The sequence below is a fragment of the Asanoa ferruginea genome (assembly GCF_003387075.1).
Taxonomy (GTDB): domain Bacteria; phylum Actinomycetota; class Actinomycetes; order Mycobacteriales; family Micromonosporaceae; genus Asanoa; species Asanoa ferruginea.
The window spans coordinates 815219-837441 of record NZ_QUMQ01000001.1; the positions used below are offsets into that span (position 1 = coordinate 815219).

The 22223-nt window shown below is 71.4% G+C and carries 19 protein-coding genes; 12 read left to right on the forward strand and 7 right to left on the reverse strand.

The window, feature by feature from the left end; all coding sequences use genetic code 11:
- The first annotated feature begins 19 nt into the window (after positions 1–19).
- Complete coding sequence (locus DFJ67_RS04085) at positions 20–772, forward strand: class I SAM-dependent methyltransferase (RefSeq protein ID WP_116066640.1); 753 nt, start codon at positions 20–22, stop codon at positions 770–772.
- On the opposite strand, the gene DFJ67_RS04090 is transcribed toward DFJ67_RS04085, so the two are convergent.
- Positions 769–1569 carry a TrmH family RNA methyltransferase gene (locus tag DFJ67_RS04090; protein ID WP_116066641.1) on the reverse strand — a complete coding sequence of 267 codons (801 nt, stop codon included), beginning with the start codon at positions 1567–1569 and terminating at the stop codon, positions 769–771. The genes DFJ67_RS04085 and DFJ67_RS04090 overlap by 4 nt on opposite strands.
- Before the next feature lie 61 nt (positions 1570–1630).
- On the opposite strand from DFJ67_RS04090, the gene DFJ67_RS04095 reads away from it, so the two are divergent.
- From DFJ67_RS04095 to DFJ67_RS04105, 3 genes are all read left to right on the forward strand, one after another.
- On the forward strand, positions 1631–4084 hold the full coding sequence (locus DFJ67_RS04095) for a GcvT family protein (protein WP_203783015.1): 2454 nt from the start codon (positions 1631–1633) through the stop codon (positions 4082–4084).
- Positions 4085–4164: 80 nt separating this feature from the next.
- Positions 4165–8145 carry a NocE gene (locus DFJ67_RS04100; protein ID WP_116066643.1) on the forward strand — a complete coding sequence of 1327 codons (3981 nt, stop codon included), beginning with the start codon at positions 4165–4167 and terminating at the stop codon, positions 8143–8145.
- On the forward strand, positions 8142–8630 hold the full coding sequence (locus DFJ67_RS04105; protein ID WP_116066644.1) for a hypothetical protein: 489 nt from the start codon (positions 8142–8144) through the stop codon (positions 8628–8630). Before DFJ67_RS04100 ends, DFJ67_RS04105 begins: the two co-directional genes overlap by 4 nt.
- A gap of 169 nt (positions 8631–8799) precedes the next feature.
- On the opposite strand, the gene DFJ67_RS04110 is transcribed toward DFJ67_RS04105, so the two are convergent.
- Positions 8800–9702, reverse strand: coding sequence for a BadF/BadG/BcrA/BcrD ATPase family protein (locus DFJ67_RS04110; RefSeq protein WP_170215739.1), 903 nt, complete (start codon positions 9700–9702; stop codon positions 8800–8802).
- A 131-nt stretch (positions 9703–9833) separates the two neighbouring features.
- On the opposite strand from DFJ67_RS04110, the gene DFJ67_RS04115 reads away from it, so the two are divergent.
- The 7 genes from DFJ67_RS04115 to DFJ67_RS04145 all read left to right on the forward strand — a co-directional run bounded on the left by DFJ67_RS04115 (position 9834) and on the right by DFJ67_RS04145 (position 16827).
- Positions 9834–10730, forward strand: coding sequence for a MurR/RpiR family transcriptional regulator (locus DFJ67_RS04115; protein WP_116066646.1), 897 nt, complete (start codon positions 9834–9836; stop codon positions 10728–10730).
- Positions 10727–11482 (forward strand): sugar isomerase domain-containing protein, encoded by a 756-nt coding sequence (locus tag DFJ67_RS04120; protein ID WP_116066647.1) that lies wholly within the window; start codon positions 10727–10729, stop codon positions 11480–11482. The genes DFJ67_RS04115 and DFJ67_RS04120 overlap by 4 nt, the downstream gene beginning before the upstream one ends.
- 21 nt (positions 11483–11503) lie before the next feature.
- A complete protein-coding gene (gene ngcE, locus DFJ67_RS04125) occupies positions 11504–12919 on the forward strand; it encodes an N-acetylglucosamine/diacetylchitobiose ABC transporter substrate-binding protein (protein WP_116066648.1) in 1416 nt (471 codons plus the stop codon).
- Between the two features lie 2 nt (positions 12920–12921).
- Entirely contained in the window at positions 12922–13836 is a 915-nt protein-coding gene (locus DFJ67_RS04130) for a carbohydrate ABC transporter permease (RefSeq protein WP_116066649.1), read from the forward strand.
- Entirely contained in the window at positions 13833–14642 is an 810-nt protein-coding gene (locus tag DFJ67_RS04135) for a carbohydrate ABC transporter permease (protein ID WP_116066650.1), read from the forward strand. The genes DFJ67_RS04130 and DFJ67_RS04135 overlap by 4 nt, the downstream gene beginning before the upstream one ends.
- Positions 14643–14714: 72 nt before the next feature.
- Positions 14715–15869 (forward strand): family 16 glycosylhydrolase, encoded by a 1155-nt coding sequence (locus DFJ67_RS04140; RefSeq protein WP_116066651.1) that lies wholly within the window; start codon positions 14715–14717, stop codon positions 15867–15869.
- A gap of 19 nt (positions 15870–15888) precedes the next feature.
- Complete coding sequence (locus tag DFJ67_RS04145; RefSeq protein WP_116066652.1) at positions 15889–16827, forward strand: DUF2332 domain-containing protein; 939 nt, start codon at positions 15889–15891, stop codon at positions 16825–16827.
- On the opposite strand, the gene DFJ67_RS04150 is transcribed toward DFJ67_RS04145, so the two are convergent.
- Positions 16817–17914 (reverse strand): hypothetical protein, encoded by a 1098-nt coding sequence (locus DFJ67_RS04150; protein WP_116066653.1) that lies wholly within the window; start codon positions 17912–17914, stop codon positions 16817–16819. The genes DFJ67_RS04145 and DFJ67_RS04150 overlap by 11 nt on opposite strands.
- A gap of 103 nt (positions 17915–18017) precedes the next feature.
- Positions 18018–18923, reverse strand: coding sequence for a GNAT family N-acetyltransferase (locus DFJ67_RS04155; RefSeq protein ID WP_116066654.1), 906 nt, complete (start codon positions 18921–18923; stop codon positions 18018–18020).
- A 57-nt stretch (positions 18924–18980) separates the two neighbouring features.
- On the opposite strand from DFJ67_RS04155, the gene DFJ67_RS04160 reads away from it, so the two are divergent.
- A complete protein-coding gene (locus tag DFJ67_RS04160; RefSeq protein WP_116066655.1) occupies positions 18981–19418 on the forward strand; it encodes a GNAT family N-acetyltransferase in 438 nt (145 codons plus the stop codon).
- On the opposite strand, the gene DFJ67_RS04165 is transcribed toward DFJ67_RS04160, so the two are convergent.
- From DFJ67_RS04165 to DFJ67_RS04175, 3 genes are read right to left on the reverse strand one after another with little or no spacing between them, the layout of a single operon-like run.
- The gene (locus DFJ67_RS04165) at positions 19415–20203 is read right to left on the reverse strand and encodes an inositol monophosphatase family protein (RefSeq protein ID WP_116066656.1); all 789 of its coding nucleotides are present in this window, start codon (positions 20201–20203) and stop codon (positions 19415–19417) included. The genes DFJ67_RS04160 and DFJ67_RS04165 overlap by 4 nt on opposite strands.
- A 9-nt stretch (positions 20204–20212) precedes the next feature.
- Positions 20213–20872 carry a response regulator transcription factor gene (locus DFJ67_RS04170; RefSeq protein WP_116075601.1) on the reverse strand — a complete coding sequence of 220 codons (660 nt, stop codon included), beginning with the start codon at positions 20870–20872 and terminating at the stop codon, positions 20213–20215.
- Positions 20869–22131, reverse strand: a complete 1263-nt coding sequence (locus DFJ67_RS04175; RefSeq protein WP_116066657.1) for a sensor histidine kinase — start codon at positions 22129–22131, stop codon at positions 20869–20871. The genes DFJ67_RS04170 and DFJ67_RS04175 overlap by 4 nt, the downstream gene beginning before the upstream one ends.
- Positions 22132–22223 lie beyond the last annotated feature (92 nt).

Genomic DNA, 22223 nt, shown 5'->3' on the forward strand with positions numbered 1-22223 from the left:
TGTAACTACTGTGACTTGCATGAGTCCTTACCTTGACGCGGCCGCGTGGCAGGAAAGTTGGGACCGCCAGCAGGAGGCGTTCCTGCCCGACCGCGAAGCGCGGTTCACCGCGATGCTCGACATCGTCGAGGCCGTCGCCGGCCCGGCGCCCCGGGTGCTCGACCTGGCCGGCGGCACCGGCTCGATCTCGCTGCGCACGCTGCGCCGCTTCCCCCGCGGCACCACCACGCTCGTCGACGTCGACCCGGTGCTGCTGACCATCGCCCGGGCCAGCCTCGACGACCGCACCGCGATCGTCAGCACCGACCTGCGCGCGCCGTCCTGGTCGGCCGACCTGCCGCACGACGACTACGACGCGGTGCTCGCCGCCACCGCCCTGCACTGGCTCGACGGAGACCGACTCGCGGCCCTCTACGGGGAGGTCGGCCGGCTGCTCCGGCCCGGCGGCGTGCTGATCAACGCCGACCACATGCCCGACGAGGGGCTGCCGGGCCTGAGCAAGACCCTGCGCGACCGGGCCCGCGAGCGCCGCAACGCGCGCTACGCCGCCGGCGCCGCGTTCTCCTGGCCGGCCTGGTGGGAGCTGGTCAGCCGGGACGAGACGCTGGCGCCCGCCTGGGAAGAGCGCAAGAAGATCTTCCCCAGCGCCGAGCACAACGACTGGGTCCCGCCGGCCACCTGGCACCAGGCCGCGCTGCGCGACGCCGGCTTCACCGAGGTGGGCCTGGCCTGGCGCGGCGGCACCGACGCCGCGGTGGTCGGGGTCCGCTAGGGCTCGCGGCGGGTGCGCTGCCGGGCGGCCTCGTAGAGCACGATCGTGGCCGCGGCGGCCGCGTTGAGCGACGATGCCGCGCCGCCGATCGGGATGCGCACCATCTCGTCGGCGGCCTGCCGCCAGGCGCTGCTCAGCCCCTGGGTCTCGTTGCCGACCAGGAGCAGCGTCGGACCACGCAGGTCGGCGTCGGCGACATCGGTGGTCGACCGCTCGTCGGTGCCGACCAGCCGCAACGGCGCGGCCCAGTCCAGCACCTCGCTGGCCGCGCCCACCCGCACGACCGGCAGCGCGAAGATCGACCCGGTGCTGGCCCGCACCGACCGCGGGTCATAGGGGTCGGCGGCGTGCCCGCTGACGATCAAGCCCTCGGCACCGAACGCGTCGGCCGACCGGATCAAGGTGCCCACGTTGCCGGGCGAGGAGGGCCGGTCGAAGAGCACGTAGAGCGGCGCACCGGCCCGGTCCGGGACATGGTGGCCGAGCCGGTCGAGCCGGTCCGGCGGCAGCCCGACCACGGCCACCAGCTCGGCGTCTTCCTTCTCACCCAGCTCGGCGTGCAGCTCCGGGTCCATCTCGACGGGCTCGGCGACCTTGTCCAGCAGCCCGGCCGCCCAGGAAGACAGCCGTCGCCCGGCCGGGAAGATCAACTGGTGGATCTCCCAGCCGTGTTCGACCGCGAGGCTGATCGGGCGTACCCCCTGCACCAGGAACTCCCCCGCCCGGTGCCGCTTGCTCCGGTTGGTCAACAGCGCCTGCCACTGCTGAAACGTCGCGTTCCGCGTCGTGATCTTCACCGTGCCACCTCATTCCGCACGGGGGTGTGTCTACCATCGTCGGCAATTGAAGGAGTGTGGTGTGGCTATTCCGCAGCGTGCGCGCGTCGTGGTGATCGGCGGCGGGGTGATCGGCACGTCCGTCGCCTACCATCTGGCCGCCCTCGGCTGGACCGACATCGTGCTCCTCGAACGCGACAAGCTGACCTCGGGCACCACCTGGCACGCCGCCGGTCTCATGGTCACCTTCGGCTCGCTCTCCGAGACCTCGACCGAGATGCGCAAATACACCCGCGACCTCTACGCCCGGCTGGAGGCGGAGACCGGCCAGGCGACCGGGCTCAAGCAGGTCGGCTTCATCGAGGTCGCCGCCGACGCCGACCGGCTCGAGGAATATCGCCGGGTGTCGGCGTTCAACCGCTACTGCGGCATCGACGTCCAGGAGATCGGCCCCGGCGAGATCAAGGAACTGTTCCCGCTCGCCCGCACCGACGACCTGCTGGCCGGCTTCTACGTCGCCGACGACGGGCGGGCCAACCCCGTCGACGTCACGATGGCGCTGGCCAAGGGCGCCCGGCTGCGCGGCGCGACGGTCATCGAGGGCGTTCCGGTCACCGGCATTCTGCGCAAGGGCAAAACCGTCACCGGTGTACGCACGCCGCAGGGCGACATCGAAGCCGAGTACGTCGTCAACTGCGCCGGCATGTGGGCCCGGCAACTCGGCGAGCAGGCCGGGGTGAGCGTGCCGCTCCAGGCCGCCGAGCACTACTACCTGATCACCGAGCCGATCGACGGCGTCTCCGGCGACCTGCCGGTGCTCGAGGACCCGTCCTCCTACGGCTACTACCGCGAGGAGGGCGCCGGCCTGATGGTCGGCCTCTTCGAGGCGGAGTGCGCACCCTGGCACGTCGACCGGGTCCCGGAGGCCTTCTCGTTCGGCACGATCCCTCCCGACTGGGACCGGATGGCGCCCTACCTGGAGAAGGCGATGGCCCGCGTGCCGATCACCGGCGAGGTGGGCGTGCGCACGTTCTTCTGCGGCCCGGAGTCGTTCACGCCCGACCTCTCGCCGGTCGTCGGCGAGGCGCCGGAACTGCGCAACTATTTCGTCGCGGCCGGGCTCAACTCGATCGGCATCCTGACCGGCGGCGGGATCGGCCGCGCGATGGCGCAGTGGATCGTCGACGGCAGGCCCGACGTCGACGTGACCGCGATGAACATCGACCGGCTGGAGCGCTATCAGTCCACACCGGACTATCGCGCGACGCGTACGGTCGAATCGTTGGGCAAGGTCTATGCCACCCACTTCCCCGGCCTCTCGATGAAGACCGCGCGCGGCGCGAAGCTCTCGCCGGTCCATTCGCGCCTCGTCGCCGAACGGGCCTACTTCCGCGACGTGAGCGGTTGGGAAGGCGCCGACTGGTACGCACCGCAGGGCACCGAGCCACGCGTGGAGAAACTCTCCTGGGGCCGGCAGAACTGGTTCCCCTACTGGGAAGCCGAGCACCACGCCGCCCGCGAGGGCGTGATCCTGACGGACATGTCGTTCATGTCCAAATACCTCGTGCGGGGCGACGAGGCGGGTGCCGCGCTCGACCACCTGTCGGCCGGCGCGGTCAACGGTGAGCCCGAACGGATCACCTACACCCAGTGGCTCAACGAGGGCGGCACCCTCGAAGCCGACCTGACCGTCACCAAGCTCGCCGACGACGCGTTCTGGGTGGTCGCCTCCGACACCGTCCACCGGCATGCACTGTCCATGATGGAGCGTGGCTTCGCCGGCCGGCACGCGTTCGTCACCGACGTCACCGGCGGCTACGCCCAGCTCAACATCCAGGGTCCGCGGTCGCGCGCGCTGCTCCAGTCGGTGACCAGCGCCGACCTGTCCGACGAGGCGTTCCCGTTCCGCACCGCGCGCGAGATCGACCTGGGCTTCGCCCGGGTGCTCTGCGTCCGGATCACCTACCTCGGCGAACTCGGCTACGAGCTCTACATCCCGGCCGAGCAGGCGGTGCACGTCTACGACCGGCTGACCGCGGCCGGCGCCGGGTTCGGCCTGCGGCATGCCGGGCTCAAGGCGCTGTCCAGCCTGCGGATGGAGAAGGGCTACCGCGACTACGGGCACGACATCGACAACACCGACTCGGTGCTGGAGGCCGGCCTCGGCTTCGCGGTCGCGCTCGACAAGCCGGGCGGCTTCGTCGGCCGCGACGCGGTGCTGGCCCGCAAGGCCGCCGGGCCGCTGCACCGCCGGCTGGTGCAGGTGCTGTTGACCGACCCCGACCCGTTGCTGTTCCACGGCGAGGTGGTCCGCCGCGACGGCGTCCCGGTCGGCTACGTCCGCGCCGCCTCCTACGGCTTCACCCTGGGCGGTGCGGTGGGCCTGGCGATGCTCGAGCGCCCCGCCGGCGAAGCGCTGGACCAGAAGTGGCTCGACAGTGGTGAGTGGACGGTCGAGGTGGCCGACCGGATCGTCTCGGCCCGCTGCTCGCTGCGCCCGATGTACGACCCGCAGAACGCCCGCATCAGGATGTAGCGCGATAGGTCACGGATAGATCCGGCTGAGATCGTCCGGCACGTCCCGCAACGACGCCCTCCACCTGAAGGAGGTCGCGGATGTGTCGTCGATCGTGGCTGCGCGCCATCCCGCTCGCCGCCCTGACCGCGCTCGCCATCCTCGTCCCGATGTCCGCCTCGGCCGCGCCCAAGCCACCACCTGACCCCGGCCCGAGCCCGACCGCCGAACCAGCCCCGCCACCACCCGGCGCGGTGGCACCCGCCGACCGGGCGAGGGTGCTGCCGCCCGACTGGCGTACCTCCGCCGACCTGGCCTGGACCACCACCGGTGATGCCGCCGGCTTCCACGTGCTGGTCGCCAAGGCCAGCACCGGCTACCAGTGGCGCACCGTCACGACCCTGGTCGAACAGGGTTTCGACAGCGACCAATGGGTCGGCAACGCCTGCCTGACCGCCTCCGGCAACCGCCTCGTCGTGGTCTACGCGCCGCGGACCTTCACCAACCGCGTCGACCTCTTCGACCGGGGCGGCTTCACCGCGGTCGTCGACCTGGCCAGCGGCCGGGTCAAGAAGCTGCCCATCACGTCGACGCTGGCCTACTTCAACCCGGGCTGTGGCGCCGGTGAGCAGGCGGTCGTCACCCAACTCGGCGGTGAGCACGACGAGCGCACGTCGCGCAACCGCTCGCGGCTGACCGAACTCGACGCCGGCGCGACCACCCTGGGCCGGTCGATCGAGGTGGCGACGGAGGTGACCTCGGCCGTGCCGACCGGCACCGGCATCGTCGCCGCGGGCAGCGGCCGGCTGGTCAAGGTGGCGCCGGACGGCCGCCTCAGCACACTCGCCGAGACCCGCGGCACCGCCTTCGACGTGAAAGCCGACGCCGGTGGCGGGGTCGTCTACCTCGATCGCGACCGGGACAACGCGCGGGTGCGGCGGCTCGGCGCCGACGGCAAGGCACGCACGCTGGCCACGGGCGGGCTGAGCCGGGTCGGCGTGGCCGCCGGCGTGCGGGGCCGGGTGTTCCTGACCGGCACGCCGAGCAGCGTCTCCACGCTGCCCGCCGAGGTGACGCGGATCGCCGCGGATCCGCGCGCCGAAGTGTCGTCGCTGGGCCGGCTCGCCATCAACGGAGTCACCAAGCTGTCGGGTCCGGAAGACCCGGCCGCACCACGCCCCGTGCGGATCGAGGCGAAGGTGCTCGGCACGGGTGAGAACGTGGCATTCGGCGTGCTGCCGGCCGCCGCCGGCCAGCCCTCCGGCGTCCAGTCCCGCGCGTCGGCTCCCGACCCGATGGCCGCCGGCAACGCGCTGAGCCCGGCCCTGGCCCTCGGCCGGCCGACCTGGTCACCGGGCTCGCCGAACAACCCGATCGACACCGACGCCTACTGTTCGGTGCAGCGCAACGACCCGCGCAACCAGGTCCTACAGCCCAAGCCGCGGCAGGTCGAGTGGGCGGTCGACCAGGCGATCACCAACACGCCCTACGCGGCCCGCCCGGCCAACTGGAAGAACCTCGACATGCCGGCCTACTCGCCGCTGCAACTGTTCCCGCAGATCCCACTGGCCGGCGGTGGCCGGGTGCCGGCGCAGGTCTTCCTGGGCATCCTGGCCCAGGAGTCCAACCTCTGGCAGGCCTCCAACGTGGCCGTGCCCGGGGTGACCGCCAACCCGCTGATCGGCAACTTCTACGGGCGCGAGATCTACGACACCGACACCGCCAACGACTGGGACATCCACTGGGACAAGGCCGACTGCGGCTACGGCGTCGGGCAGGTCACCGACGGCATGCGCGCGCAGGGCTTCACGAAGCCCGGCGAGGTGGCGCTGCCCTACGACAGCCAGCGGGCGGTCGCACTCGACTTCGCCGCCAACGTCGCGGCCGGCGTGCGGATCCTGCAGGACAAATGGAACCAGACCCGCGGCGCCGGCCTGGTCATCGGCAACGGCGACCCGGCCAAGCCGGAGAACTGGTTCTTCGCCATCTGGGCCTACAACAGCGGCTTCTACCCGGACACCGGCGGTGGCCAGCCGTGGGGCGTGGGTTGGGCCAACAACCCGGTCAACCCGCGATACCCGGCGAACCGCTCCGCGTTCCTGGAGGCCGGCTACGACGACGCCCGGCAACCGCAGCGCTGGCCCTACCCGGAGAAGGTGCTGGGCTTCGCGGGGCACCCGCCGGACCTGTTGGAGGCGCCGGACACCTACGTCTCGGCCTACCGCGCGGCCTGGTGGACCACGGTGCCGAACCGCGCCGCCGTCAAGCCGCCGGTCGACCTGTTCTGCACGGCCAGCAACCAGTGCTTCCCGGGCCAGAAGATCAAGCCGACCGCACCGGACCTGGCCACCGAGCCGGCCGGCCCGTGCGCGCACCAGAACCTGGCCGGCCAGTATGACCTGCGCTGCTGGTGGAACCAGCCGGCGGTGTGGAAGAACCCGGACCAGGGCGGCAACGAAGTGCTCCGGTTCGACCCGGGCTACGCCTATCAGGACGACGCCACGTCGTACGCGCCGCGCTGCTCGCCCAACCTCGGGCTGCCGGTCAACACGCTGGTCATCGACGATGTCGGCGACAACGTGCCGTCGGTGCGGCCCAACTGCCCGCGCGGTTTCACCAACTCGGGCTCGTTGACCTGGGCGTTCGGCAACGACGGCAACCTGTTCCCGTCGAAGGTCGACTTCCACCAGATCGGCGGCGGGTTCGCCGGGCACTTCTACTTCGCACACACCAGGAGCCCGTACAGCAATCAGAAGATGAAGGTCACCGGCAGGTGGACGCTCAACCAGAGCCTCGGCAACACCTGGGCCCGGGTGCTGGTGCACATGCCCGACCAGGGTGCGCACACCCGGCAGGCGAAATACCAGATCAACCTTGGCGGCGGGGGTACGGCGATCGAGCGCTACCTGCCGCAACGTACCCGGGAGCATCGTTGGGTCTCGCTCGGTTCGTTCAAGTTCGAGGGCATTCCGTTCGTTGAACTGTCCAACGAGACATTGGACGGCACGGGCGACGAGGACATCGCCTGGGACGCGATCGCGTTCCAGAAACTGCCGGGCAAGCCACGGCACCAGGTGGTGGCTCTCGGTGACTCCTACACCTCGGGTGAGGGCGCGTCGAGCACCGACGGCGCCGACTACTACCGCGAGTCCGACTACAAGGTCATGGAGTTCACGCCGGACGGCGACGTGACCAAGACGCGCAACGTCTGCCACCGGTCGCGGAACGCGTGGCCCCGGCAGGGCAAGCTCTCCGACAACTCGAAGACCATCGGACAGCGGGCCGACGAGTTCGACCATTCACTCGACTTCTACTTCGGCGCGTGCGCCTGGGCGGAGACGGAGTGGATGCTGCCCTACTACACGGTGCAAGCGAAACCGACGAACGCGTTCAATCAGTTCGGGACCGACAACTGGGGCGAGATGCCACAGCTCGACCAGGGATTCCTGGATGACAACACGACGCTGGTGGTCTTCTCGATCGGCGGCAACGACGCCCGCTTCAGCCCCGTGTTCGAGCAGTGCGTCTACGGAACGTTGCTGCAACTCTGCCAGGACTCGACGCTCGACGGCGACACGAAGAACATGGCCGACGCCGAGCACGAGCTGATCCAGGGCAAGGTCAAGGACTCCATCAAGACGGTCATCGAGGAGATACACAAGAAGGCGAAAAACGCCAAAATCATGCTGATGGGCTATCCCAAGCTGCTCGAGCATCTGGGCAGCTGCATCCCCGGCATCGGCACCTCGGAGGCGCCGTGGCTCAACGGGATGGCCGACGAACTGGCCGGCATGATGGACTCGGTGGTCAACGAGATGAAGGCGGCCCCGCACAACATGCAGATCTGGTTCGCCAACCCGATCAGCGCGTTCGCGGGCAAGGGCATTTGCGGCGACCCGGAAAACATCCACGGCATCGTCACCCAATTGACCAAGGGTGAGAACGGGCCGTTGCCCGACTGGATGCCCGTCGACTGGAACACCCGCGGCGTCTCGCAGCAGTCGTTCCACCCGAAGACGCCCGGAGCGGCGACCTACGGTCAGGTGTTCACCAACACCGCGCAATCCCAGATGGGGCTATGAGCCGACACGTCCAGCAGCACAGCGCCGCGAGTCGCTTCCTCGCGGCGCTGTGCGTCGTGGCCGCCCTGTCCGGCTGCGGCTCGGCCCAGGAGGCGGCGCTCGACCAGGCCTCGCAGCGGGCCCGCACGCGCGCGCAGGCGGCCAACGACAACGTGGTCGCCCTGCTCGGCGGCGCGGACTACCAGCCCGCCGACGACGAGGAGTTACTCGCCGACACGATCGACCGGGTACGCGGCACCGACGCCAACGGCTACGTCTTCGCCAGCCGCACGCCCGGGCCCGGACAGGTCGAGATCGACGCCGGCTTCGACGACAGCGGCGACGCCGGCTTGATCGGCCCACACACGCACGCACTGGTGCGGCTCTGCGTGCGGATCACCGGAACCCGGCCGGGCCCGGTCACGATCAACGACGTGCCATGCCAACCGTTCAACGACCCGGCCCAGCCGGGCGGCCCACGAGAGACGATCAGCCTCGACGGCTGAACGCCGCGAACCGGGCCGCCGCCAACACGGGCCCGCACCAGACGATCAGGCGCGAAGGCTGAGCGCCGCGAGCCGGGCCGCCGCCGGCACGGGCCCGCAGCAAACGACCAGGCCCGAAGACTGCGCGCCGCGAACCGGGCCGCCGCCAACACGGACCCGCACCAGACGATCAGGCCCGAAGGGTGAGCGCCGCCAGCCGGGCGGCAGCCAGCGCGGCGTCGCCCGACAGCTCGCCCTCGCGGCCGATCGCGGCCCGCAGCCGGGCCTGGACCGCCGCGCGCAACTCGGGGACGCCGGTGAGCAGGCCGCCGGCCAGGACCACCGGCCCATCACCCGGGCCGAGGGTGAGCAGCGTGCCGGCCAGTCGATCGGCGCCGTCGGCGACGATCGCAGCCGCCGCGGGATCGCCGGCCCGGGCGGCGTCGAAGAGGAGCGGCGCGAGCGCGGCCATCTTGTCGCGGGCCAGCGCGTAGAACGCGCTCACGAACCCGCCCGGCCCCACCCCGCCAACGGCGGCGTGCACCGCCGACGTCAGGTCGTCGCCGGTGCCGGCGTGCAGCGCCCGCGCGGTGTGCCTGGCCGCCTCGAGACCGAACCAGAAGCCCGACCCCTCGTCGCCCAGCAGCCAGCCAAGACCGTCGACCCGCCGCCCGACCGTCCAGTCGACGATCTCGCACGCGATGGCGCCCGTGCCCGCGATCAGCACCGAGCCCGACGGTGTGTCATGACCGCCCGCGGCGTAGGCCACCACCGCGTCGCCGACCGTGCGCAGCGGCGCCGGCACGCCCGTGGTCCGCCAGGCCGCCGCATAGACCGCCGCACCCGAAGGCGTGTCGAGTCGGCTGTAGCCGGCCACGCCGACCACCACCCCGGCCACCCGGCGCGGGTCGAGGTCTCCGAGCGCCTCGCCGACGGCGCCGACCAGCGCGGCCGCGGCCTCTTCCGGCGGGCGCGCCACCGGGTTGCCGGGACCGCCGTTGCCCCGCCCGACCACCGCACCGTCGAGTGTGGTCACCACGACCCGGGTGCTGGTGCCGCCGCAGTCACCGCCGATCACCAACGCGTCCGTCACGACACACATGCTCCTTCGCGGTCACCCGGCAAAGCAAGAGTTTGCGGCCATCTATGTCAAACATCTTGACGCGGTGGCGGACGCGGCAATAATTTTGTTCACCACCGAACATGACCGAAAGGAATGCCCGCATGGCCGAGACCGGGCTGCTGGGCCGGGTGCGCACGGAACTGCCGACGCTCCCTGACGCACTCCAACGGGTCGCCGAGCAGATCCTCGGCGAGCCCGAGGAGACCGCGCGCACGACGATCGTCGACCTCGCCGAGCGCGCCGGCACGTCGACCGCGACCATCACCCGGTTCTGCCGGTTCTTCGGCTACCGCGGCTATGCCGAGTTGCGGGTGGCCGTGGCCACCGAGACCGGCCGCGCCGCACAGGCCCGCTGGGACACCGACATCGACCATGACATCACCCCCGACGCGCCGCTGGAGCGGGTGCTCGACGTGGTCGCCAGCGCCGACGCCCGGGCCATCCAGGACACCGCCGGCCGGGTCGATCTGGCCGCGGTCGAGCGGGTGTCGGCCGCGGTCGCGACCGCACAGCGGGTCGAGCTGTTCGGCCTGGGCAGTTCCGGCAACGCGGCCCGGGAGATGGCGTTCCGGCTCGAGCGGATCCGGGTGCCCTGCTGGCACCGCTCCGACCCGCACACCGCGCTGACCAACGCCGCGCTCCTCAACGAAGGCGACGTCGCCATCGGGATATCCCACAGTGGCCGGACCCGCGAGGTGATCGAGGTGCTCAGCGAGGCGGCCGACCACGGCGCGCTCACCGTCGCGATCACCTCGTTCCCGCGCTCGCCGCTGGCCGAGGTCGCCGACGTGGTGATGACCACCGCCGTGCAGGAGACCACGTTCCGGCTGGCCGCGCTCTCCGCGCTGCACAGCCAGCTCCTCGTGCTCGACCTGATCTACGTCGCCGTGGCCCAACGCACCTACGAGCGCACCACCGAGGCGTTCGAGGTGACCGCCCGCGCGGTCGACGCGCACCGCCTGCCCAGCAAACGCACGAGAACCCCGGAGGGATCATGACGATCGGCGCGGACAGCTATCTCGCGGCCGTCACGGCCGCGATCGATCAGGTCGCCAGGACCCAGAGCGACGGTGTACGCCGCGCCGCCGACCTGATCACCGCGGCGCTGCGCGCCGGTGGCGTGGTGCAGGCGTTCGGCGCCGGCCACTCCGAGGCGCTCGCCATGGAGATCGCCGGCCGGGCCGGCGGTCTGGTGCCGAGCAACCGCATCGCGCTGCGCGACCTGGTGCTGTTCGGCGGCGCCGACCGGGCGGTGCTCGACGACCCGTTCCTGGAACGCGACCCGTCGGTGGCCCATCGGCTCTACGAGCTCGCACCGGTCAAGCCCGACGACGTGTTCGTGATCGCGTCGAACTCCGGCGTCAACGGCGTCGTGGTCGAGTTGGCCCGGCTCGTCAAGGAAAACGGGCACGGCCTGATCGCCGTCACGTCGCTGGCACACAGCCTCGCTGTGCCCACCAAACACCCGTCCGGCAAACGCCTGGCCGACCTGGCCGACGTGGTGCTCGACAACGGCGCGCCCTACGGCGACGCGGCCCTGCCCCTCGGTCAGGAAGGCGCCGCGGTCGGCGCGATCTCGTCGGTCACCGGTGCGGTGCTCGCACAGCAACTGGTGTGCGAGGTGGTCGCCCGGATCGTCGAGAGCGGCGAGACGCCACCGATCTATATCTCCTACAACGTGCCAGGCGGCGACGACCACAACCGAGAGCTTGAAGCGCGGTACGCCGGGCGCATCCGGCGTACCGCCTAACCGAGAAGGCGAGACCCAACCATGAACCTCTCTTCCCAGCTCAGACGTTACCCCAGCCGGCGAACGGTGCTCGGTGCGGCGGTGGCCGGCGCGGCCCTGCCGATCCTGGGCGGCTGTGTCACCGGCGGCGGCGACGAGACGACCGAGGCGGCCTCGGGCGCGAAGACCACCGACAACCCGCTCGGCGTGCCCGACAAGACCCCACTCGAGGTGGTCATCTTCAAGGGCGGCTACGGCGACGACTACGCGATCAACGCCGAGGCGCTCTACAAGCAGCGGCACCCCGGCGCCACCGTCGACCACAAGGGCATCCAGAAGGTCGGCGAGGCGTTGCAGCCCCGGTTCGTCGCCGACACCCCACCCGACGTGGTCGACAACACCGGCGCCGGCCGGCTCGACCTGGCCACCCTCGTCGGCGCCGGCAAGCTGACCGACCTGGCCGAGCTGCTCGACGCGCCGGCGCTCGACGACCCGGCGAAGAAGGTCCGCGACACGCTGCTGCCCGGCGTGGTCGACGACGGCACCTTCGACGGCAAGGTGCAGGCGCTCAACTTCACGTACACCGTGTGGGGTCTCTGGTATTCCAAGCCTTTGTTCGACAAGCACGGCTGGACCTTCCCGACCACCTGGGACGCGATGCTGGCGCTGTGCGAGCAGATCAAGAAGGCCGGCGTCGCGCCGTGGACCTACCAGGGCAAATATCCGGAATACCTCAACGACCCGCTGCTCGCCATGGCCGCCAAGGCCGGCGGTCCCGACCTGGTCAAGGGCGTCGACAACCTCGAACCCGGCGCGTGGAAGCAGGCGCCGCTGGTCGACGCCGCCACCGCGATCGCCGAGCTGGCCGGCAAGGGCTACATCCTGTCCGGCAGCGAGGCGCTGTCGCACACCGAGGCGCAGGCCGCCTGGTCGCAGAGCCAGGTCGCGATCATCCCTTGTGGATCGTGGCTGGAGGCCGAGCAGAAGGGCGTCACGCCGGCCGGCTTCGACATGGTGATGGCACCGACCCCGGCGCTGACGAGTGGCGACAAGCTGCCGCAGACCGCGTTGCAGGCGGCCAGCAGCGAGTCGTTCATCGTGCCGGCCAAGGCCAAGAACGCCCGCGGCGGCCTCGACTTCCTGCGGATCCTGTTCTCCACCACCGCCGCCAAGCGGTTCGCCGAGCTCAACAGCACGATGCCGAGCGTGGCCGGCGCGCTGGAGGGGCTGACCCTGAGCAGCGGCCTCGGCTCGGTGAAGACGGCGGTCGACGCGGCCGGCGCCAACACCTTCACCTACCGGTTCCGCACCTGGTATGCGCCGCTGGCCAAAGCCGTCGACGACGCCACCGGCGAACTCGCGACCCGGCGGATCACACCGGCGCAGTGGTCGACCCGGGTGCAGAAGGCGGCCGACGCCGTGGCGGCCGACAGCGCGACCAAGAAATACCAGCGGTAGCGATGACACCGACCCGGCACGGCCGGCACCGCTTCCTGGCCGGCGCGATCCTTCCCGCGCTGGCGCTCTACGCGGTGTTCGTGCTCTCCCCCTACGCGCAGGCGTTCTACCTGTCGCTGACCGACTGGACCGGCGTCTCCGGCCAGGTCAACTTCGTCGGTCTCGACAACTTCACCCGCCTCGCACACGACCCGCTGTTCCTGGCGGCGCTGCGCAACAACGGGGTGATGCTCGTCGTCGTGCCGGCGGTCACCATCGGGCTCGGCCTGCTCCTCGCGGTCCTGGTCATGTTCGGCGGGCGTCGCGGTTCGGCGATCCGCGGCGCCACGTCCTACCAGACCGCCTACTTCTTCCCGCAGTTGCTCTCGCTGCCCATCATCGCGCTGCTCTGGCAGTTCGTTTACCACCCCAACGACGGCCTGCTCAACGGCCTGCTCCGCGGCGTCGGGCTGGACAGCCTGGCCCGCACCTGGCTGGGCGACCCGCACCTGGCGCTCTGGGCGGTGATGGCGGTGCTGATCTGGTCGTCGGTCGGCTTCTACATGGTGCTGTTCGCGGCCGCGATGGGCTCCATACCGACGGAGCTCATCGAGGCCGCGACGCTCGACGGGGCCGGCCGGCTGGTCACCCTGTGGCGGATCGTGCTGCCGCTGCTGCGCGACACCGTCCAGGTCGCGTTCGTCTACCTCGGTGTGCTCGCCCTCGACGGCTTCGCGGTCGTGCAGGTGATGACGGTCGGTCCGGGCGGGCCCGACAACGCCACCGAGGTGATCGGGCTCGGCCTCTACCGCAACGCGTTCACGTTCAGCCGGTTCGGCTACGCCGCCGCGATGGGCGTGGCGCTGTTCTTCCTCACCCTGACGCTCGCCGTGATCGCGATGCGGGCCGGTCGCAAGGAACGGGTGGAGCTGGCATGAGACGGGCACACGCGTTCCTCGTCGCCTGGGCGCTGGTCGTCACGCTCCCGCTGCTCTGGGCGGTGGTCAGTTCGCTCAAGACCGACCGGGAGATCCTGACCTCGCCCTGGACGCTGCCGGCGACACCGCACTTCGACAACTGGTCGCGGGCCTGGAACCAGGCCCAGATCGGCCGCTACTTCGGCAACAGTGCGCTGGTGGTCGGCGGTGCGCTGCTGCTCACCATGGCGCTCGGCGCGACCACCGCCTACGCCCTGGCGCGTTACCCGTTCCGCGGCAACCGGCTCATTTACTTCGTGTTCGTCGCCGGCCTGCTGTTCCCGGTGTTCCTCGCGCTCGTGCCGCTGTTCTTCGTGGTCAAGCAACTCGGCCTGCTCGGCACCTACCCGGGGTTGATCCTGGTCTACACGGCGTACGCACTGCCCTTCACCATCTTCTTCCTGCACGCGTTCTTCCGCACGCTGCCGACGGCCCTGGCCGAGGCCGCGTTCCTCGACGGCTGCTCGCACTGGGGCGTGTTCTTCCGGGTGATGCTCCCGCTGGCCCGCCCCGGCCTGGTCACGGTCGCCATCTTCAACTTCCTCGGCCTGTGGAACCAATACCTGCTGCCGCTCGTGCTCAACCCCGACCCCGATCGCTACGTGCTGGCTCAGGGGCTCGCCGCGCTGTCGGTGAGCCAGGGTTACCGCAGCGACTGGAGCGGCCTGTTCGCCGGCCTCACCATCGCGATGCTGCCGGTGCTCGCCGCCTACGTCATCTTCCAACGGCAAATCAGATCCGGCCTGACCGCGGGGGCGGTCAGGTAAACGCCCCGGTTCCACCACGCGCATCGGCGCGCGTACCCCCTTGTTCGCTTCTGTCCTTTGAGGAGGAAGCTCATGTCCCGCATCCCGCAACTGGCGGTCGCCGCCCTGATCGTCGCGGCCGCCGGCGTCGCCGCGGTCAGTGGCGCCGGCCCCGCCGCCGCCGCACCCTGCGGCGCGCTGTTCGACGACTTCGCCTATTCGTCGTCGAGTGACCCGGCCATCGCCGCGCGCAACTGGACCGTCCGCACCAACGCCGGCGGCCCCGGCGTGCCCGGCGCGGCCTGGCCAGCGTCCAATGTGTCCTTCCCGACCGTCGACGGCCAGAAGGTGCTGCAACTGTCCGCGGCCACCGACGGCACCGCCGGCGGCACCTCACACGCCGAAATGCTCCACCAACGAAAGTTCTTCGAGGGTACGTATGCCGCGCGCGTGCGCTTCGCCGACGCACCCGTCTCCGGCACCGACGGCGACCACCTGGTGGAGACGTTCTTCACCATCACGCCGCTGGACCGGCCGCTCGACCCGAACTACGGCGAGATCGACTTCGAGTATCTGCCCAACGGCGGGTGGGGCGAGCAGGGTCCGATCTTCTACCAGACCACCTGGGAGACCTACCAGAACGAGCCGTGGGTCGCCGACAACATCCACGCCGAGCAGCGGCAGAGCTTCAACGGCTGGCACGACCTCCAGTTCACGGTGTCGGGCGGGCACGTCAAGTATTTCGTCGACGGGGTGCAGGTGGCCGACCACGGCGACAAGTACTACCCAGAGACGCCGATGTCGATCAACTTCAACCTCTGGTTCATCGACCTGGCCGCGCACGCCGGTGGCCGCAGCGTCTACAACCAGCAGGTCGACTGGCTCTACTACGCCGGCAGCGAGGCGCTGACGCCGGCGCAGGTCACGTCGCGGGTGTCCGGGCTGCGGTCGGCCGGAACCACGCACACCGACACGGTCGGCGGGTCGAACTGCCCGACGAACCCGACCAACCCGCCGACCCAGCCGCCCACGCAGAATCCCACCCAGCCGCCCACCCAGAACCCGACCAACCCGCCGGCCAACTGCTCCGGCGCACCGGCCTGGAACTGGGGCACGGTCTACCTCGAGGGCCAGCGGGTGCGGCACCCGGACCGTTCCGGCCGGGCGCACCTCTGGCAGGCCAACTGGTGGACGCAGGGCTCGGAGCCCGGCTGGACCGCGCAATGGCGTGACCTGGGCCCCTGCTAGATAGGGAATCATGGCGGTCATGTCGACTGCCACGGTGTACGCGACGTTCGCGGCGGGTGAGGCGCACGGCGTCTCACCCGCCTACGAGCGGCTGTCCTACGCGGTTTCCGAAGATGCCGAACTGATCGCGCTGCTCGACCTGTTGCCGGAAGCCAAACGCCAGCCCAACCTGCTCTTCGGCGTGGTTCGCTGGCTGGACGGCCCGGTCGACGATCCGGCCGAGTTCCGCGCCTTCGTGCTGGCCAACTGGCCGACGATCGAGGCCGCGATGCGCGACCGGGCGACCCAGACCAACGAGGCCGGCCGGTGCGCGGTGCTGCTGCCGGTGCTGGCCGCCCTGCCACAACCGCTGGCGCTGCTGGAGGTGGGCGCCTCGGCCGGGCTGTGCCTCTACCCGGACCGCTACGCCTACCGCTACGGCGATCAGTTCCTCGGCACCGGTGAGCCGTTGTTGGAATGTTCGGCGGTGGGCGTCGCACCACCCACGGCCCGCCCGTCGGTGGTCTGGCGGGCGGGTCTGGACCTCAACCCGCTCGACGTCACCGAGGCCGCCGATGTCGCGTGGCTGGAGGCGCTGATCTGGCCCGAGCACGCGCACCGCCGGGAGCGGCTGCGGGCCGCCGCGGCCATCGCCGCCGCCGAGCCGCCGCTGCTGATCCAAGGCGACCTGGTCGACGACCTGCCGGCACTGGCCGCCCAGGCACCGGCCGGTGCGACGCTGGTGGTCTTCCACACGTCGGTGCTCTACCAGGTGCCATCGCCGCGCCGGGAGGCCTTCGTCGACCTGGTCCAGTCGCTTCCCGGGCACTGGTTGGCCAACGAGGCGGCCGACGTGCTGGCCACCGGCCCGCTGCCGGAACCGCCCGACAGCGGGCTGCACAACGTGCTTTCCCTCGACGGCAAGCCGCTGGCCTACACCCGTTCTCACGGCCAGGCGATCACCTGGTTCACGGGCTGACGCGTACCCCCTGCGCGAAAGCGCCGCTCCTGAGTTCGACCGTGGTGGGCACGGCGGTGGCCGGGATCGACCACACGAGTTGGGCGACCAACCGGTGCCCGGGCACCACCGGTGCGTCGAAGATGTCGCGACCACCATTGGCCACCCGCGTCGCGATCGCGTCGGTGCCGAGGCGGTCGGCGCCCGTGCTGCTGAGCCGTTGCAGGCTGCCGTGCCAGTGTTCGGGCACCGGCCCGAAGTTGGTGATGCCGACGACGGCCGTGCAGCGCTGCCCACCACCGCTCGGTGCGCAGACGAACCGGTAGGTCGTGAACTCGAACGTGCTGTCCCGCAAGGGAACGCCGATCCCACCGCTGGCCGTCGGCCCGTGCCAGCCGCTGGCCGGCATCCGGTGGGTCGCCGCGCCCGCGGCCGCCAGCCGTGGCACGGCCAGCGCGACCGCCAGCACGCCGAGCCCGGTCAGCAGGACGAGCGCGGTGACGACGGCGACGCCGGCACGACCGCGGTCGGTCAGCGCGGCCAGCCGGGCAGCCGCGCGCGGCCAGCCGTAGCGGGCGACCACGACGACCGCGACAGCCAGCAGCACGGTGACCGCCGGCACCCACCACTGTCGCCACCACGGCACGGCCGCGACAGGTGCGACCACGGCGGCGCGTTCCGGTGTCCAGACCGTCGCCGAGCAGTCAACCGGTTGCCCGTTCCAACCGGCGTAGGCGCAGGCCGCGCCGGACAGCGATGCCGTGCCCGACGGTTTGAACGTCGCGGTCACCGTCGTGCTCTCGAACGGCCCGAGCCGAACCGGCCAGACCAACTCGCTCGGCGACCCCGGGCCGGGCGAACCGCCCAGCCCGGGTGCCGGGCTCGTGGAGACCACGCTGGCGCCGTCCGGCACGCTCTGCCGGACCGTCAACTCGGTCGGTGCTTCGGTGCGGTTAGTAACGGCGACGCGGTAAACCGCGTCCTGCTTTCCCGTGCTGGTCACCGCCACGTCAACCTGGCTCGAGTCGGGCTGCTGCGCCGCGACCGGTGCCGCCGCGAAGGGCAGCGCGGGTGCCAGGAGCGCGAGGGACAGGGCAGTTGTGAGCATGGCCGATTCCCCCCACAACCCACCGTAGGAAGATCACCAGGCCCGACCCGGCCGAACCCCGGATCCGGACCCGAACGGCCCGGCCCGGGTTACCCTCGGTCGCTCACAGCACCTTGACGCAGGAGCGCTCGGCGCCGATGGGCTGGTAGCCCAGCCACTCGTTGATCGCGAGCATGGGCTTGTTGGTCTCGTCGTTGCCGGTGTATCCCGCGGTGAACCCGGCGTCCCGCGCCGCGTGGAATGCGACCGATTTGGCGATCTTCGCCAGGCCTCGGCCGCGGAAGGCGCGGCGGGTGCCGGTGCCGGTCGACATGAAGCGGCCCGACTCGCGGTCGGCATAGAGATAGGTCATCGTCGCCGGCTCGCCATCGACCAGCACGACCGTGCTCAGGTCTTTGTCGATGTTGGGATCTTCCCAGACGTCTTCGCGCCAGTCGTCGTATTCAACCTTGTCGAACGGCGTGTCGGACGGCTCGTCGGCCATCGCCTCGGCGTCGACGGCGAACAACGCCTCGGGGCCGATCTCCGCGGCCGTCGCGATGGTCACCCCGGCCGGCAGGGACAACACGGGCGGCAGGTCGGCGAGCAGCAGCCGCTGGTAGCGCGCACTGTGGGTGAGCGTGTAGCCGTGCTTCTCGGCGAACCGCAGGGTGTCGGGGTCGTCGAGCGCGTAGACCACGACCTTGCGGGCGCCGACCGAGCGCAGGTGCTCTTCGGCGGCGGCCAGCAGCGCCGTGCCGATGCCCTTGCCGCGGGCGTCGGGGCGGACGATCGCGGTCGCGCTCGCCGCGCCTTCCTCCGAGGTCCAGATGTTGAGGTCGGCGCGGGCGAAGCCGACCATGCCCCGCTCGTCGTCGACCGCGAACCGCGCGCCCTTGGCGTTGCGGGTCGACAGCTCCCAGCCGTGCCGCAGCCCGGCAACGGTGTTGACCTGCCAGGGAAAGACCTGCGCGCGGATGGCGAGGAGGGATGCCGCGTCGTCGAAGGTGCCCGGTCGTACCGTCGTCATGGGAACTGTCTAACAGCCCCCGCAACCAGGTTTCCGCCAGGTGGCACGATCACCACCATGGACGCCTCCGTTACCCTGCGCCCGGTCGACGCCGACAACTGGCGTGCGGTCGCCGCCTTGACCGTCACCGAGGTGCAGCGCGCCTGGGTCGCCGAACCCGCCTACTACCTGGCGCTCTGCCACTACAGCCCGGTCGGCTGGCGGCCGCTCGCGGTCACCGACGCCGACGGCACCGTGGTCGGCTTCCTGATGTGGGCGGTCGACCCGGAAGACGGCGCGGCCTGGCTCGGCGGCATCACCATCGACGCCACCCAGCAGGGCAAGGGCTTCGGCCGGGCGGCCGTCAGCGCGGCCCTCACCGAACTCGACGCGCCCAGCTTCGCGCTCTCCTACCAGCCCGACAACACCGCGGCCCGCGCCCTCTATGCCAGCCTGGGCTTCGTCGAGACCGGCGAACTGGAAGACGACGAGGTGGTCGCCCGCCGGCCGCGCTAGGTGAGCAGCCGCAGTGCCGCGGCGTGCATGGGGCCGCTGCGCGCGAACAGCGCCGGCCCAGGGCTGGGCCGTGTGTGTCCGTCAAGCCCGCTGAAGCGCCCACCGGCCTCCTCGACGATGACCGACGTCGCCGCGTAGTCCCAGATCTGTCCGCGGACCTGGACTGCGAGGTCCAACTGCCCACACGCGACGAGCAGGGCGGCATGGGTGTCCCACGGCACGACCGACGCGACGGCGCTCAGCGGCGCGAGCATCTCGCGTTCGGCCTGAACGAGTGCATCGTCGGTGGGTATGACGCCGAGCCGACTCCCGCGCAGGATGTCCGGCCTCCCACCGGCAACGGTGATCCGTCGCTGGTCGGTCGGTGTCAGCCCGGAGAAGCCGGCCTGGAACGCGCCGCCGCCCCGCTGGGCCCACCAGAGCTCTCCCTGAGCGGGAACCGCGGCCACCCCGACGATGACCTCGCCAGCCTCTTCCAGCGCGACGAGCACCAACCACCGGTTGTCGCCGGCGACGAAGAGCGCGGTGCCGTCGATCGGGTCGACGATCCAGCGACGGCTGCCCCGACCGGTCTGCCCCGCCTCCTCACCCAGGACCACGTCGTCGGGCCGCGCGTCGGCCAGGACCTTTCGGATGGCGGCTTCGACGGCGCGGTCGGCTTCCGTCACGACGCTGCCGTCCGATTTCCGTTCCCGGGGAAGCCGCGCGACGGTCGCGAAATACCGCAGACCCACCGCCGCACCGGTCAGGGCAGCACCTCGAGCGAGCGCAAGATCGCTTTCCACGAGCTCCCCCTAGCCGTCGCTGGCGTCGTGGGCCAGCAGGGCGAGCTGGATCCGATTGGTGAGGTCGAGCTTGGCCAGCGCGCTGGAGATGTGTGCCTTGACCGTGCCGACGGACATGAACAGCCGCTCCGCGATATCCCCATTGGACAGACCGGCGGCGACGGCGGCGGCCACCTCGCGCTCGCGTTCGGAGAGCGCCGCCAGCCGCTCCCGGGCCCGGTCGCGGCGGGAGTTCCCGGCGCGGTCGCCGCCCGCGGCCACGTGCTCGATCAGCGTCCGGGTGACGCTGGGCGAGAGCACCGGCTCGCCGGCGGCGGCCCGCCGGACCGCCTCGACGATCTGCTCGGGCGGGGTGTGCTTGAGCAGGAAGCCGGCCGCGCCGGCGCGCAACGCCTCGACCACCGTGGCGTCGGCGTCGAAGGTGGTGAGCACGATGACCGCGGTGCCGGCGCCGAGCGCGCGGGTCGCGGCGATGCCGTCGACCACCGGCATCCGCACGTCCATCAGCACGACGTCGGGGCTCGTGTCGCGGACCTGGTCGGGCACCGCCGCGCCGTCGACCGCCTCGCCGACGATCTCGATGTCGGGCGCGCCGCCGAGCATCAGCCGCAGGCCGGCCCGCACCAGCGGGTCGTCGTCGACGAGCAGAACGCGCACCGGCCGGGTCATGCCGGCCACGGTAGCCGGGTGACCAGCCGGAAGCAGCCCCCGGCCGGCCCGTGCTCCAGCGTGCCGCCGTCGAGCGCGACCCGTTCGGCGAGCCCGGCCAGCCCCACGCCGGCGCCCGGGATCGTGCTGACCGGCGGCGTGCCGGCCGGCAGCGGGTTGCACACCGAGGCCACCACGCCGGCGCCGGGCGCGCCGGTCACCGTCACCTCGACCTTCGCGCCGGGCGCGTGCTTGCGGGCGTTGGTCAGTCCTTCCTGGACGGTGCGGTAGACGGTGCGCTGCACGGCGGCCCGCAGCGTCTCGGTCGGCACGCACTCGATGGTGACGGCGACCCGCTGCCCGACCGCCTCGGCGTCGGCCACCAGCCGGGCGAGGTCGCCGATCCCCGGCTGCGGCGCGCCCGGCTCCCCGTCGCCGGCATCGGTGCGCAGCACCTCGAGCACGTCGCCGAGCTCGACCAGGGCCCGCCGGGCGTTGCCGTGGATCACGTCGATCGCGGCGCCGACGTCACCCGCGTCCAGCGGACGCCCGGCGCCCGCCTCGGCCTGGGCCGACCGGTAGGCCAGCGCGCCGGCGTGCACCGAGATCAGCGAGATCCGGTGGGCGAGGGTGTCGTGCATCTCCCGGGCGATCCGCTCGCGCTCGGCCCGGCGGGCGGCGTCGAGCCGCCGTTCATGGTCGCGCGCCGCCCACTCCGCGTCACGGCGCAGGCTGGCCACCACCTGCCGGCGGAACCGCACCGCCATCCCCCAGCCCAGCGGGACCAGGAACATCAGCACGATGATCACGGCCATCGCCTGCCAGGGCAGTTCTGGCGGCGGGTTCTCGGCGATGAACACCAGCGACGGCGTCAGGAATGCCACGACCACCAGAAATGCGGCCAGCCAGCCGCGGTGGATGGCGACGGTGAGCACGGCGATCAGGGCGGCGCCGATCGCGCCGTCACTGAAGAGGTAGGCCACCAGCACGATGCCGGCGACGACCAACGGGAAACGCCGCCGCCACCACAGCACAAGACAGGAGGCGACCGCCAGGAACGGGTCGACGGCATGCATCCACTGTGGAATGGAGGCGCCGTAGTATTGCCCACCGCCGGACTCGACCACCACCACCAGGGCCGCGGCCAGGAACAGCACCGTGTCGGCGATCCAGTCGCGCACGGTGCGCCGCCGGCGCGGCTCGTCGATCGACAGCCCGGCCAGCTCCGCGGGCAGCAGCCACCGCGGCGCACGGTGCGGGTTGGCGGGTGGCGCGGTCATGCCGCGAGGGTACGACGCTCACCGCCCGCCGGCCGACCAGGATTTCTGGCCACCCGGCCAACCCCGGTGGCCGCCCGGCAGATGCGAGGCTT

Bases quoted from the DNA above. Each gene is read 5' to 3' on its own strand.
- DFJ67_RS04085 (WP_116066640.1), top strand. From the start codon at position 20: ATGAGTCCTTACCTTGACGCGGCCGCGTGGCAGGAAAGTTGGGACCGC.
- DFJ67_RS04100 (WP_116066643.1), top strand. From the start codon at position 4,165: ATGTGTCGTCGATCGTGGCTGCGCGCCATCCCGCTCGCCGCCCTGACC.
- DFJ67_RS04105 (WP_116066644.1), top strand. From the start codon at position 8,142: ATGAGCCGACACGTCCAGCAGCACAGCGCCGCGAGTCGCTTCCTCGCG.
- DFJ67_RS04115 (WP_116066646.1), top strand. From the start codon at position 9,834: ATGGCCGAGACCGGGCTGCTGGGCCGGGTGCGCACGGAACTGCCGACG.
- DFJ67_RS04120 (WP_116066647.1), top strand. From the start codon at position 10,727: ATGACGATCGGCGCGGACAGCTATCTCGCGGCCGTCACGGCCGCGATC.
- ngcE (WP_116066648.1), top strand. From the start codon at position 11,504: ATGAACCTCTCTTCCCAGCTCAGACGTTACCCCAGCCGGCGAACGGTG.
- DFJ67_RS04130 (WP_116066649.1), top strand. From the start codon at position 12,922: ATGACACCGACCCGGCACGGCCGGCACCGCTTCCTGGCCGGCGCGATC.
- DFJ67_RS04135 (WP_116066650.1), top strand. From the start codon at position 13,833: ATGAGACGGGCACACGCGTTCCTCGTCGCCTGGGCGCTGGTCGTCACG.
- DFJ67_RS04140 (WP_116066651.1), top strand. From the start codon at position 14,715: ATGTCCCGCATCCCGCAACTGGCGGTCGCCGCCCTGATCGTCGCGGCC.
- DFJ67_RS04145 (WP_116066652.1), top strand. From the start codon at position 15,889: ATGTCGACTGCCACGGTGTACGCGACGTTCGCGGCGGGTGAGGCGCAC.
- DFJ67_RS04150 (WP_116066653.1), bottom strand. From the start codon at position 17,914: ATGCTCACAACTGCCCTGTCCCTCGCGCTCCTGGCACCCGCGCTGCCC.
- DFJ67_RS04155 (WP_116066654.1), bottom strand. From the start codon at position 18,923: ATGACGACGGTACGACCGGGCACCTTCGACGACGCGGCATCCCTCCTC.
- DFJ67_RS04160 (WP_116066655.1), top strand. From the start codon at position 18,981: ATGGACGCCTCCGTTACCCTGCGCCCGGTCGACGCCGACAACTGGCGT.
- DFJ67_RS04170 (WP_116075601.1), bottom strand. From the start codon at position 20,872: ATGACCCGGCCGGTGCGCGTTCTGCTCGTCGACGACGACCCGCTGGTG.
- DFJ67_RS04175 (WP_116066657.1), bottom strand. From the start codon at position 22,131: ATGACCGCGCCACCCGCCAACCCGCACCGTGCGCCGCGGTGGCTGCTG.